This is a genomic window from Simplicispira sp., assembly GCF_028687295.1.
GTDB lineage: Bacteria > Pseudomonadota > Gammaproteobacteria > Burkholderiales > Burkholderiaceae_C > Simplicispira > Simplicispira metamorpha.
Map to the genome: position 1 here is coordinate 1 of NZ_JAQUAL010000027.1, position 11,784 is coordinate 11,784.

The 11,784-nt window shown below is 65.7% G+C and carries 12 protein-coding genes; 7 read left to right on the forward strand and 5 right to left on the reverse strand.

What is annotated here, in order from left to right; translation table 11 throughout:
- The coding region (locus tag PHX69_RS05045; RefSeq protein WP_288042654.1) for a S16 family serine protease at positions 1-647 on the forward strand (647 nt) is incomplete at its 5' end.
- Between the two features lie 2 nt (positions 648-649).
- On the forward strand, positions 650-2,497 hold the full coding sequence (locus PHX69_RS05050; protein WP_288042655.1) for a Na/Pi cotransporter family protein: 1,848 nt from the start codon (positions 650-652) through the stop codon (positions 2,495-2,497).
- Between the two features lie 76 nt (positions 2,498-2,573).
- On the opposite strand, the gene PHX69_RS05055 is transcribed toward PHX69_RS05050, so the two are convergent.
- Complete coding sequence (locus tag PHX69_RS05055) at positions 2,574-2,786, reverse strand: DUF2788 domain-containing protein (RefSeq protein WP_119012512.1); 213 nt, start codon at positions 2,784-2,786, stop codon at positions 2,574-2,576.
- 372 nt (positions 2,787-3,158) lie between these two features.
- Here PHX69_RS05055 and PHX69_RS05060 point away from each other — a divergent pair, with 372 nt between their 5' ends.
- Positions 3,159-4,391 carry a benzoate/H(+) symporter BenE family transporter gene (locus tag PHX69_RS05060; RefSeq protein WP_288042656.1) on the forward strand — a complete coding sequence of 411 codons (1,233 nt, stop codon included), beginning with the start codon at positions 3,159-3,161 and terminating at the stop codon, positions 4,389-4,391.
- An 87-nt stretch (positions 4,392-4,478) separates the two neighbouring features.
- Here PHX69_RS05060 and PHX69_RS05065 read toward each other — a convergent pair whose 3' ends face one another.
- Positions 4,479-5,399: a LysR family transcriptional regulator gene (locus PHX69_RS05065; RefSeq protein ID WP_353852402.1), complete on the reverse strand. Its 921-nt coding sequence runs from the start codon at positions 5,397-5,399 to the stop codon at positions 4,479-4,481.
- A 134-nt stretch (positions 5,400-5,533) separates the two neighbouring features.
- Between PHX69_RS05065 and PHX69_RS05070 the strand changes: the two genes are divergently transcribed.
- Positions 5,534-6,691 carry an AAA family ATPase gene (locus tag PHX69_RS05070; protein ID WP_288042657.1) on the forward strand — a complete coding sequence of 386 codons (1,158 nt, stop codon included), beginning with the start codon at positions 5,534-5,536 and terminating at the stop codon, positions 6,689-6,691.
- A complete protein-coding gene (locus tag PHX69_RS05075; protein WP_288042658.1) occupies positions 6,688-7,296 on the forward strand; it encodes a hypothetical protein in 609 nt (202 codons plus the stop codon). The genes PHX69_RS05070 and PHX69_RS05075 overlap by 4 nt, the downstream gene beginning before the upstream one ends.
- A 55-nt stretch (positions 7,297-7,351) precedes the next feature.
- Here the strand turns inward: PHX69_RS05075 and PHX69_RS05080 are convergent, their stop codons facing one another.
- From PHX69_RS05080 to PHX69_RS16190, 3 genes are all read right to left on the reverse strand, one after another.
- Complete coding sequence (locus PHX69_RS05080; protein WP_288042659.1) at positions 7,352-8,050, reverse strand: SDR family NAD(P)-dependent oxidoreductase; 699 nt, start codon at positions 8,048-8,050, stop codon at positions 7,352-7,354.
- A 94-nt stretch (positions 8,051-8,144) separates the two neighbouring features.
- The gene (locus PHX69_RS05085; RefSeq protein WP_288042661.1) at positions 8,145-9,578 is read right to left on the reverse strand and encodes a DASH family cryptochrome; all 1,434 of its coding nucleotides are present in this window, start codon (positions 9,576-9,578) and stop codon (positions 8,145-8,147) included.
- Positions 9,575-9,826 (reverse strand): DUF2256 domain-containing protein, encoded by a 252-nt coding sequence (locus tag PHX69_RS16190; RefSeq protein ID WP_502958474.1) that lies wholly within the window; start codon positions 9,824-9,826, stop codon positions 9,575-9,577. Before PHX69_RS16190 ends, PHX69_RS05085 begins: the two co-directional genes overlap by 4 nt.
- Before the next feature lie 282 nt (positions 9,827-10,108).
- Between PHX69_RS16190 and PHX69_RS05095 the strand changes: the two genes are divergently transcribed.
- Positions 10,109-11,032, forward strand: coding sequence for a sulfurtransferase (locus PHX69_RS05095; RefSeq protein WP_288042662.1), 924 nt, complete (start codon positions 10,109-10,111; stop codon positions 11,030-11,032).
- 180 nt (positions 11,033-11,212) lie between these two features.
- On the forward strand, positions 11,213-11,784 hold a 572-nt coding region (locus PHX69_RS05100), incomplete at its 3' end, for a YeeE/YedE thiosulfate transporter family protein (protein WP_288042663.1).

Below are 11,784 nucleotides of genomic sequence, written 5' to 3' on the forward strand. Positions count from 1 at the left end.
AGGGGCTGCTGAACATCGAGCGCGAGGTAGAAATGTCCGGCCCCATCCACGACAAGGGCGTGCTGATACTGCACAGCTACCTCACCGCCCTGTTTGGCCACATCGCGCCGCTGGCGCTGAATGCCTCCGTGGTGTTCGAGCAGGAATACAGCGGGGTGGAGGGCGACTCGGCCTCGTGTGCGGAGCTGTATGCACTGCTGTCGGCGCTGTCGGGCTTGCCGCTGGCGCAGGGCATTGCCGTGACGGGCGCGCTCAACCAGCACGGCCAGGTGCTGCCGGTGGGCGGCATCAACGAAAAAATCGAGGGCTGGTTCAACGCCTGCGAGGCAGCAGGGCTGGATGGTACGCAGGGCGCCTTGATCCCGGCGCGCAACCAACAGCAGCTGATGCTGGCGCCGCACATTGTCAGCGCCGTGGCGCAGGGGCGCTTTCACATCTACACCGCCCACCACGCCAGTGAAGGCATTGCGTTGCTCACGGGTCAGGCACCGGGCCTGGGTCCCGACGGCGTGGCCACGGGCGAGCCCGGCAGCGTGCTGGGCCGGGCCGAGCACACCCTGCGCGCATTTCGCCGTGCCTGCCAGCTGGCGGGCCGCACACGCGGTGGGCGCAGCGCACGCGCAGGGCGCGATGTGGGAGGGCACTGACCATGTCCGCCGCACCCACCGCCACCGCCATGGCCATCACGCTGCTGGGCGGGGTGGGCCTGTTTCTGGTGGGCATGACCATGCTCACCGACGGCCTGAAGATGGCGGCGGGCCGGGCGCTGGAGCGCATCCTGGCCGCTTGGACGCGCACGCGCCTGCACGGGCTGATCACGGGCGTGCTGCTGACGGCGCTGCTGCAATCGTCCACCGCCATGACGGTGGCGGCGATTGGTTTTGTCAACGCCGGGTTGCTGACGTTTTCTTCGGCGCTGTGGGTGGTGTTTGGCTCCAACCTGGGCTCCTCGGTCACGGGCTGGCTGGTGGCCTGGATTGGCTTCAAGATGAAGATTGACGCCTTTGCCCTGCCGTTTGTCGGTGTGGGCATGGCACTCAAGCTCACGGGTGAGGGCACGCGCCGGGGCGGCCTGGGCACGGCGCTGGCAGGTTTTGGCGTGATGTTTCTGGGCATCGACATCCTCAAAAACGGCTTCTCCGGCACCACCACCGCCCTGCCCGCACTGGGCAACGACCTGCCCGGTCTGGCCATGGCCGTGGGCGTGGGCCTGCTGCTGACCATCGTGCTGCAAGCCTCCTCGGCCACGCTGACGCTGGTGCTGACCGCCGTGGCGGGCGGCATGATGTCGGTGCAGGTGGGCGCGGCCATGGTGATTGGCGCCAACGTGGGCACCACGCTCACGGGCATTCTGGCGGCCATTGGCGCTACGTCGAACGCGCGGCGGCTGGCGGCGGCGCATGTGTTCTTCAACGTGGTCACGGCCATCGTGGCCATGGCGATGTTGTCACCGCTGCTGTGGCTGATCCACACGGTGGGCGTGTGGGCCACGGGCAGTGGCGATGTGGTGACGCAGCTGGTGATTTTTCACACGGCGTTCAATGCGCTGGGGGTGCTGCTGATGTGGCCGCTGTCGGGGCCGCTGGTGCGCTGGTTGCTGGCGCGCTTTGGCCAGGCCGATGAGGACGTGGGCCGCCCGCGCTACCTCGACCGCAACGTCGCCGCCGTGCCCGGCCTGGCCTTGCAGGCACTGCGCCGCGAACTGGCGCGCATGGGCCACCTGGCGCTGGCGCTGGCCAGCGACGCCGCGCGCCTGAACCCGCAGGCCCTGCCCTGGGCACCCGCACCGCCCCAGTCCGACGCCCGCCTGGCCCGCCAGCTGGGGACCGTGGAGCATTTGCAGCTGGCCATTGGCCAGTTCGTCAGTGAACTCAGCCGCCGCCCCATGCCCCAGGACGTGGCCCGGCAGCTGCCCGAGCTGCTGCGCATTGCCACCCACTTTGACACCCTGGCGCGCGTCATGCACCACGTCGGCGTGCAAGGCAGCCACACGCCCCGGCCTGCGCCTGCTGCGGCACCGGCAGCCCCGCTGTTGCTGCTGCCCGGCGCGCTGCAACACATGCTGCTGCCAGCCAGCCCCCCCGAGGCTGCCGCGCCCGACCATGCCACTGGGGCGGACACCACCTCTTCGCCCAGCGCCGACATCGTGGCCTGCGTGGTGCCGGTGTTTACCAGCGCACTGGCGTTTTTTACGGTGGCCGATCCGCAAAGCGAAAACCAGGCGCAAACCGGCACCTGGCTGGCCAGCGAGGCGCGCGACGCCTTTGAAGACAGCTACCAGGCAGCCAAAGCCGCCCTCTTGCACGCGGGCGCTGGCGGTGCGGTGGACGTGAACGCGGTGTACGACTGGCTGGCCCGCCTGAGTGACCTGCGCCGCGCCGTAGAGCAAGGTTTCAAGGCCGCCCAGCGCCTGGCCACCCTGCCCGATTTGCCGCCCCTGCCCAGCACCGAAGGCGCACCAAAACCGCCGCCGCAAGACACTGCCGCACACCAGTAAAAAAAACCATAAAAAGTGGCTCTGGCGCTTACCCAATAAGCGCTTGCAGCTATATTTTCAATAGCACTATTTCAACCTAACGCTCCAGCCACCACTGGATGACGAACTTGGCGGCAAAGCCCAACATGCCCAGGCCCAGCCCCAGAAAAATCACCAAGGCGCCAAACTTGCCCGCCTTGGACTGCCAGGCCAGCTGCCCGATGATGAACAGCATGAACAGCATGAAGGCGCCCACCCCGTAGGTGAGGAAGAAGCCGGAAATCTGCGCCTCGGTGTAGCCAAAAATCACGCTGCACCTCCGCTCACACCGCCCCTGCGGGCCAGAACAACGCGGGGCACAAAAGCCCCCATGCAGTGGGCATCGTGGTGTTTCATAGGTAATCTTGGTAGCGCAGAAATGGAACGCCGGACTGTACAGGCTGCCACCGCAGCGCACAGGCGGCACGCCAGACAACCAGCTTGGGCTTGTGCCCATCTGCGCTTGTCAGCCCCCCTTTCAGCACCCGATTGTTTCTTCAGAACAAAAAGTAGCTGGTGTTTTTGCGTGTTTATTCAGCACAGGCAAATCCCGATAATTTGTGCTCTTGCGGTGCAGGGCCCCTGGCAGGGTCGGGTGCCGCGCCCGTTGTTTGCCACACGCCCCTCGCCATCGGTACGCCCCATGTCCCTTGAACACCCCGCCCTGCCCTTGCCCCGTTGGCGCCACATCTGGGCCGACTTGGGCCCCGGCTACGCCACCAACGGCCTGATTGCCTTCATTTTTTCTGCCACGGGGCCGCTGGCCATCATTTTGTCGGTGGGCGTGCGCGGCGGGTTGTCGCAGGCGGAGCTGGCCTCGTGGGTGTTTGGCGCGTTCTTCATGAACGGTCTGGTCACGCTGACCATGACGCTGCGCTACCGCACGCCGCTGGGCTTTGCCTGGACGATTCCGGGCACGGTGCTGGTCGGCCCGGCGCTGCAACACCTGAGCTTTGCCGAGGTGCTGGGCGCCTTTTATGCCACCAGCGCCCTGGTGCTGGTGCTGGGGCTGAGCGGCTGGGTCAAGCGCATCATGGCGCTGCTGCCCATGCCCATCGTGATGGGCATGGTGGCCGGGGTGTTTTTGCGCTTTGGCCTGGATCTGGTGCGCGCCCTGCACAGCAACCTCACCATTGCCGCGCCCATGGTGGTGGCGTTTGTGCTGCTGTCGGCCCTGCCTGCGCTGGGCAAGCGGCTGCCACCGCTGATTGGCGCGCTGCTGGTGGGCGCCGTGGCGGTGGCGCTGGGCGGGCAGGTCAACCCCGACTTGCTGGGCAGCCTGACCTTTGCGCAGCCCGTGGTGCAGGCGCCGGTGTGGTCGGTGGCGGCGCTGGTGGAGCTGGTGGTGCCATTGGCCATCACGGTGCTGGTGGTGCAAAACGGCCAGGGCGTGGCGGTACTCAAAGCCGCCGGGCATGAGCCGCCCGTGAACGCGATTGCCGTCGCTTGCGGCATTGGCTCATTCCTGAGCGCTGCCGTGGGCTCGGTCAGCACCTGCCTCACCGGCCCGAGCAATGCGCTGATGACCTCGTCGGGCACCCGCGAGCGCCAGTACACCGCCGCGCTGACCTTTGGCGCACTCGCCCTGACCTTTGGCCTGATGGCACCCACTTTCACCGGCCTGATGCTGGCCACGCCCAAAGAATTCATCATGGTGCTGGGCGGTCTGGCCATGCTGCGCGTGCTGCAAGGGGCGTTTGTGGCCTCGTTTGGCAGCGGGCGCTTCACGCTGGGGGCGCTGATCAGCCTGCTGGTCACGGTGGCCGACCTGGGCGTCTGGAACATCGGCGCCGCGTTCTGGGGGCTGGTGGCGGGCTTTGCCGTGTCGTGGTTGATGGAAAAAGCCGACTTCGTCGCCCTGGCCAACAAAGACTAAAACCGCCCGCGCTGGCCTGGCCCGTGCCTTGCCCCTGCGCCGCCCCGCGTTGTCCGGCGCAGCGCCAGCGGCTGGCGGCGCTCCTGGCTACGGCGGCGAGCGGCCTGGCCCGTCGGGGCGGGCAAACAGCGCCAGCAGCCAGTCGATAAACACCCGCACCCGCGCGGGCAATTGTCGGTTGGGCGGGTAGAGCACGCTCAGCGGCAACAGCGGCGGGCGCTGCGCAGGCAGCAGCTCGCACAACACGCCCTGCGCCAGCAGCGGGGCCACAAAGGCATACGGCGTCTGGATCAGGCCAAAACCCGCCACGCAGGCACTGATGTAGCTGTCGCCGTTGTTGACGGCGATGCGCGCGGGCAGCTTGCGCGTGAGCAGCTTGCCATCCACCACAAACTCCAGCGGCACCGGCCTGCCCGTGGCTGCCGAGAGGTAGTCCACCGCGTGGTGCTGGGCCAGCGCATCCAGCGTGCCGGGGTTGCCGTGGCGGGCCAGGTACTCGGCACTGGCGCAGGTCACCTGGGGCAGGTGGGCCAGGCGGCGCGCCACCAGGGGCACATCGCGCAAATCGCCCGCACGCAGCACGCAGTCCACGCCCTCACGCACCAGGTCGATGGGCCGGTCGGTCACGCTCACTTCCAGCCGGATCTGCGGGTAGCGCGCACTGAACTCCGGCAGCGCCGGCGCCAGCACGTTGCGGAACATGGCAGCCGACAAATCGAGCCGGATGCGCCCCTCCGGCACCCGCGCTGCCTGGGTGAACTGCGCATCGGCCTCGTCCAGATCGGCCAGGATGGCCACGCAGCGCTCGTAATACGCAGCGCCCTCCACCGTGGGCGTGACCTGCCGGGTGGTGCGCGCCAGCAGGCGCACGCCCAGGTGGCGCTCCAGCTGCTGGATGCTGTGCGTGGCCGCAGCCCGGTTCAGCCCCAGCTGCTCAGCCGCCCGGCTGAAGCTGCCCAGCTCCACGATGCGGGTGAACAGGCGCAGGGCGCGCAGGTGGTCGATCATGGAGAAAAGGAAGTGGGGGGCAAGAGCCTTGAAGAGGCTCTTCGAAGAACAAGGGTGGCACGGCCAGGGATTATGGCGAGGCACGGACTTCGCCCTTAATAATAGGGATTGATCGTCGCTCCAGGACTTCCCCCATGCTGCTGAACCATATCCGCCTCAAAAACTGGCGCAATTTCCAATCACTGGATGTCCCTCTGCATGACGTCACTTACGTACTGGGGCCCAACGCTTCCGGCAAGTCCAATCTTCTGGACGCCTTGCGGTTTCTGCGTGATGTCAGCAAAACAAAAGGGGGTGGCTTGCAAGCTGCCATCATGGAGCGGGATGGGATTTCCAAAGTGCGCTGCCTGCATGCCCGGCGCGATCCTGAGGTCATGATCGACATCGAACTGAGCCACCGCTCCGATCAGGAAGTCGCCTCATGGCGGTACAAATTGGGGTTCAAGCCTGAAGGCAAAGGGGCACAGCGCCTGCTGGTTTCACAGGAAGAGGTCTGGAAAGACGGCAAATTACTGCTGAGCCGTCCAAATAGCAAAGATGACCGCGATGCGCTTCTACTGACCCAGACGCACCTGGAACAGATTCAAACCAATCGGGAGTTCCGGGAATTGGCAGACTTCCTGAACAACATCACTTACCTGCATTTGGTACCGCAATTACTGCGTTTTGGCGAAAAAATCGGCGGCAACAGATTGGCGGACGACCCCTTCGGGCAAGGTTTTCTGGAGCGTTTGTCCAAAACGCCAGAAAAAACCCGCAAAGCCCGTTTGCGCAAAATCTCAGAAGCCCTGTCTTTAGCCGTGCCGCAATTTGCAGACCTGCGGTTCGAAAAAGACGAGATGGGCCACCCGCACCTGGAAGCACGCTACCAACACCACCGCCCCAATGCAGGTTGGCAGTCGGAAGAACATTTCTCAGATGGCACGCTGCGACTTTTCGGACTACTGTGGTCTTTGCTGGAAGGAGGACATTCCATGCTGCTGCTGGAAGAGCCTGAAATTTCACTCAACGACGCCATCGTTCGACAAATTCCGCTCATCATTGACCGTTTGCAACGGGGAAAGAAAAACCGGCGTCAGGTGGTACTGACCACCCACAGCGAGGCCCTGCTGAGCAACCCCGGCATTGACGAACGTGGCGTGGTGCTACTGGAAACGGGCTCACAAGGCACCACGGGCCGTGTGGTGAATGCCGATGAAAATCTGGCCCTGCGCGCAGGACTCAGCGTGGCAGAAGTCCTGCTGCCAAAAACCCGACCCAGTGCGGTATCGCAATTGGGACTCTGGCAATGACCCCGATTGCGATTGCTACGGAGGATGAGCTGAGTGAGGCCGTAGCACTGCGGCTGGTGGCAGAAATTCACGTCCCCCACGAGATAACACACCTTTTGCGCAAAAACGGGTTTGGTTATTTGCGCTCAAGAATGGGCAATTGGTGCCAAATGGCGCAACACCGAGTGATGTTGGTGGTAACGGATCTGGATCAAGGGCACTGTGTCGTGGAGTTGTGTCAACAATGGCAGGCTGACCAACCGATGGCACCCCACCTTGTCTTGCGCGTGGCAGTACGCGAAGTGGAGTCCTGGGTGCTGGCAGACCATCTGGCCATGCGCGAACTGATCGGCCCACGCGGGGTTCTACCTCCCAAACCCGATGAGTTGCCAGATCCCAAGCTCGCGCTGCTGCACCTGGCCAAAGGCGCCCCCAGAGCAGTCCGGAACGATCTATTCAGGGATGTGGGAGGCCAACCACGGCAGGGCCTTGGCTATAACGCCCGCTTGGTAGAGTGGGTTCGCACACGATGGAATCCTGAATTGGCGGCACAACGCTCCCCCAGTCTCGCGCGGGCCCGGAAGCGACTACAAAAAACCGTACGGGATTTCTCGCAAGGGTACTGAGCAAACGCCCCATCTCGAACCCTGCTATGGGGCGACGGCGGTAATACCTCAGGCCTCACCACGGCAGCCGCTCGCCGCTGTAGGCATAAAAACTCCCCGTGTCTTCGGGACGCAAGCTGTCGAGCACGCGCAGCAGATCGGCGGCGGCGTCCATCGGGGATCGGCCTATGGCGGCGCCGTTGAAGGGGGCCGACAGGGCCGAATCCACGGTGCCGGGGTGCAGCGCTACCAGGGTGGCGCGCGGGTGGCTGCGGGCCACTTCGATGGCGGCGGTTTTGAGCAGCATGTTCAGCGCGGCCTTGGAGGCGCGGTAGCTGTACCAGCCCCCCAGGCGGTTGTCGCCAATGCTGCCCACCTTGGCCGAGAGCACGGCCAGCACGCTGCGTTCGTGGCGGGCAAGCAAGGGCGCGAAGTGCGCCAGCACCAGCGCGGGGCCAAAGGTGTTGGCGCGGAAGGTGGCCTCCAGCTGCGCGTAGTTCAGCTGCGCCAGGCGCTTCTCGGGCTGAAATTGCGGCGTGTGCAGCACCCCGGCGGCGTGGACGATGCAGTGGAACGGCCCCTGCGCGCGCAGTTGCGCCGCGGCGCGGGCCACGCTGGCTTCGTCGGTCAAGTCGATGGCCGGGTCGCTGCGGCGGCCTACGCCCAGGGCCAGGGCGCAGCGCGGGTCGGCTTGCAGGTTGTGCAGCAGCGCGCTGCCGATGGCACCGGTGTGGCCAATGACCAGGGCGCGGTAACCGTCAGGAAGGGATTGCATGGCGCAGGGCTCCAGACAAAAGAAGATTCAAAAGATGCGCGGCCAGGGAGCTCGGTGGCCTCGGTGGCCGCTGGGCGGGCACAGGCAGCGGCGCTCATGCCGTGCCCCACAGGCGGCGGTACTGGCCATCGGCATCGTGGTCGTGGGTCTGCTTGTCGGGGTTGAAGCGGCGCCCGCCGCGCGGGTCGGTGCCGCGCCCGGCCACGTACAGCCAGTTGCCCTGGTTGCTGTAGGTGCCGTAGTCCAGCAGCTGGGCCTCGAACCAAGCGGCACCGGCGCGCCAGTCGCCGCCCAGGTCGTGCAGCAGGTAACTGGCCACGATTTGGCGCAGGCGGTTGCTCAGATACCCGGTGGCGGCCAGCTCGCGCAGGCCAGCATCGACCAGACTTTGGCCGGTGTCGCCCCGGCGCCAAACGGCAAAACCGGCAGCGTTGTGCGGCGGCAGCGGCGCAGCGCCCAAGCCCCGAGCGCGGTACAGCGCAGCGCCGTGCTGTAGGTGCAGAAAGCGGAAATGGTCGCGCCACAGCAGCTCGAACCACAGCCAGTACGTGCCATCGTTGGCGCCGTGCTGGTCTTCAAAGGCACGCAGCTCGGCCATCACCTGCCGGGCCGACAGCGCCCCGGTGGCCAGCCAGGGCGAGAACTTGCTGGAGTAGTCCAGCCCCATCAAACCGTTGCGCGTTTGCTTGTAGCTGTGCGGCAGCTTGCGCGCCAGGTACTGGCGCAGGTGCGCCAACGCGGCGGTTTCGCCGCCGTGGCAGGCAGGCGTGGCGTAAGGGAAGGACGAGCGCGCATCGTGCAGCGGCGCCGCATCAACTCCTGTTTTGATAGCTGCTTGCGCTTTCTGGACGGGGGCCAGAGGCTGTTTTGATCCAACATCTGCTGCACCGGCAGCCAGTGCCTGGTTGGGTGCCACATTTGCTTCTGGTTTGATAGCTGCTAGCGCTTTCTGGATAAGGTCTGGAGCCTGTTTTGACCCTAAATCCATCCCGGACGGTAGCGGCAGCGGTGGCAGCACCTGCGGCGCAGGCAACGGCGCGGGCGGCTGCACTGCGGCGCGCTCCACGGCCTGGCGAAACTGGGTGAACACCTGTGGCAGCGCATCGATGGCAAAGGGCAAATCGGCAGGGCACAGCAGGCTCGATTGCCACACGGTCTGCACCGCCAGACCGGCAGCGCGCAAGGCGGCCACCTCGGCCTGCTCGTAGGGCGCGGCGATGTCTTCGCAAACGATGCGCACCGCGCCCAGCGCCTGGGCGATGGCGGGCAGCACCATCTGCGGCGCGCCGGTGCATTCGAGCAGGTCACTGCCGCGCGCTTGCAGATTGGCGCGCAAATCGGCCAGCGCCTGGGCCCCAAAAGCCCGGCGGTGCGCGCCCACACGGGCAAAGCCCCAAGGACTGCCCTCGCCTTCCGGCGGGTGGACAAACACCGGCAACAGGTGGTCGGCGCCCCGGCAGGCCAGCGCCAGCGCGGGGTTGTCGTGCAGGCGCAGGTCGTGGCGCAGCCAGTAAAGGGTGGTGCTCATCGCGGCGGTTTTTTGGTGGTGGATGCAGGCCGGGCGCTGTGGGCGGCGCCATGGCTGGCGCTGGTGTCAACGCTGTGGCTGGCGGCTGGGTTGGCGCCAGCGCTGGCACCACCGCGCGCGCTGCGGCAGCGGTCAGAGCAGTAGCGCACCTCGTCCCAGACTTTTTCCCATTTTTTGCGCCAGGCAAACGGCAGGCCACAGGTGGCACAGGTCTTGTGCGGCAGGTCGGCTTTTTTGCGCATGCGCATGGAAAACTCCCAACAATATGGACGGTGGGCAAGCAATGGCCCGGCGCGGCACTGTAGCCAAGGCGGAGCGACCCGGCCTGCGCCCTGCGGCAAAGCCCCCGGGCACCACCAGCGCAACAGCGCCGTGCAGCACGCCCAAATGCACCCAAGGCACAAGACCCGCCTTGTTTATTACCAAAACGAACAAGCAACCAAAATAAAGATGGTTGGGAATGGGGACTTACCCGGCCACAATCGCACCCATTGTTGCGCTGCCCGGTGGCGCTTTACCCAGGAACCCCCATGAAAAAAATCCTCCAGTTCGCTTTTGTCATCACGGCGGCCAGCAGCGCGTTTGCCGCCCAGCCCCTGCTCAGCCCGGCCGACCTGCAAGCGCAGGCCAAGGCGCCGCAAGTGCGCATCATCGATATCCGCGAGCCCAAGGCGTATGCCGAGAGCCACATCCCCGGGGCCGTCTCGGCGCCCTACGGCCAATGGCGCGGCCCGGCCAGCAACCCCGGCGACCTGCCCGCCCTGCCCCAGCTCACGCAACTGGTGCAAAGCCTGGGATTGAACCCGGACAGCCACGCCGTCGTCGTCTCCAGCGGCGCCGACACCACCGACTTTGGCAGCGCCGCCCGCGTGTATTGGACGCTGAAGGTGCTGGGCGTGCAGCAGCTGTCGGTGCTCAACGGCGGCATGCAGGCCTGGGTCAGCGCCAAGCTGCCGCAAGACAACGTGGTGCCGAAAATCACCGCTTCCAAGTTCACACCCACACTGGACAAGCGCTACATCGCCACCCGCGATGAGGTGGCCGAGAAGGTCAAGTCCGGCAACGCGCTGCTGGTCGATGCCCGGCCCGCGGCCTTCTTCCAGGGCGAAACCAAACACGCCGCCGCCAAGCAGGCGGGCACACTCAAGGGCGCGGTCAACGTCGAGCATTCGCGCTGGTTTGCCCCCGGCAGCACGGCCATGATGTCGGTGCCCGAAGCGCAAAAGGCCACCGCCAGCACCCCGCTGGGCAAGCAACCCGAAACGGAAACTGTGGCCTTTTGCAACACCGGCCACTGGGCCGCGACGAACTGGTTTGCCCAATCCGAAGTGCTGGGCCAGAAGAACGTGAAGCTCTACGCGGGCTCCATGGTGGACTGGACGCAAGACGCCAGCCACCTGCCCATGGACAACGTGCCAGGCCGCATGCAGCAGCTCAAATCGCTGTTCAAATAAGCCGCTTCACTTTCTTCCAGGCGCCGCCCCGTCCACTCTGGCCGGGGCGTTGGCTTTTTGAGTTTCCCTATTTGATGTTTCAACCCACGCCCCAAAGAGGGCGAATTTGGAAGCGGTTGCACCTCCGCAAAAAATTCTATCTCCCTGAAAGGGGAGGTTTCAAACCTGAGCTGGATTGTGATGAAGCGTTTACCCCTGGCGGCCGCCCTGGCCGCTTTTGCTGTGTTTTTGGTCTGGAGCGTGTCGGCACGCCAGGGCCTGTTGTTTCTGGTGGGCATTGGCCTGGGCGCGGCCCTGGCCGGTGCGCGCTTTGGCTTTACCACTGGCTGGCGCATGCTGGTCGAGCAGCGCGATGCGCGCGGCGTGATGGGCCAGTTGCTGCTGCTGGCGCTGGCCTCCGTGCTGGCCATGCCGCTACTGGGCCTGTTCCCGGAACTCACGGCGGCCCTCGGGCCACCCAGCGTCAGCCTGCTGATTGGCGCCTTCTTTTTCGGGCTGAGCATGCAGATTGCCGACGGCTGCGGCTCGGGCACGCTGTACAAGGCCGGGCTGGGCATTCCGCTGAACATGGCGATCTTGCCGGTGTTTGCGCTGGGCAGCTTTTTGGGCTCGGTACATCTGGACGGCTGGCTGGCGCTGGGCAAAACCGAGCCCGTGGGCCTGGTCAGCACCTGGGGCTGGATGCCTGCGCTGGCGGCCACGCTGGTGGCGCTGGCGCTGGTGGGCTGGGGCGTGCGCCGCTGGGCGGGCAA

Excerpts from the sequence above, each read along its gene's own strand:
- PHX69_RS05070 (WP_288042657.1), top strand. The coding sequence starts at position 5,534 with ATGCTGCTGAACCATATCCGCCTCAAAAACTGGCGCAATTTCCAATCA.
- PHX69_RS05050 (WP_288042655.1), top strand. The coding sequence starts at position 650 with ATGTCCGCCGCACCCACCGCCACCGCCATGGCCATCACGCTGCTGGGC.
- PHX69_RS05060 (WP_288042656.1), top strand. The coding sequence starts at position 3,159 with ATGTCCCTTGAACACCCCGCCCTGCCCTTGCCCCGTTGGCGCCACATC.
- PHX69_RS05075 (WP_288042658.1), top strand. The coding sequence starts at position 6,688 with ATGACCCCGATTGCGATTGCTACGGAGGATGAGCTGAGTGAGGCCGTA.
- PHX69_RS05095 (WP_288042662.1), top strand. The coding sequence starts at position 10,109 with ATGAAAAAAATCCTCCAGTTCGCTTTTGTCATCACGGCGGCCAGCAGC.
- PHX69_RS05085 (WP_288042661.1), bottom strand. The coding sequence starts at position 9,578 with ATGAGCACCACCCTTTACTGGCTGCGCCACGACCTGCGCCTGCACGAC.
- PHX69_RS16190 (WP_502958474.1), bottom strand. The coding sequence starts at position 9,826 with ATGCGCATGCGCAAAAAAGCCGACCTGCCGCACAAGACCTGTGCCACC.
- PHX69_RS05065 (WP_353852402.1), bottom strand. The coding sequence starts at position 5,399 with ATGATCGACCACCTGCGCGCCCTGCGCCTGTTCACCCGCATCGTGGAG.
- PHX69_RS05080 (WP_288042659.1), bottom strand. The coding sequence starts at position 8,050 with ATGCAATCCCTTCCTGACGGTTACCGCGCCCTGGTCATTGGCCACACC.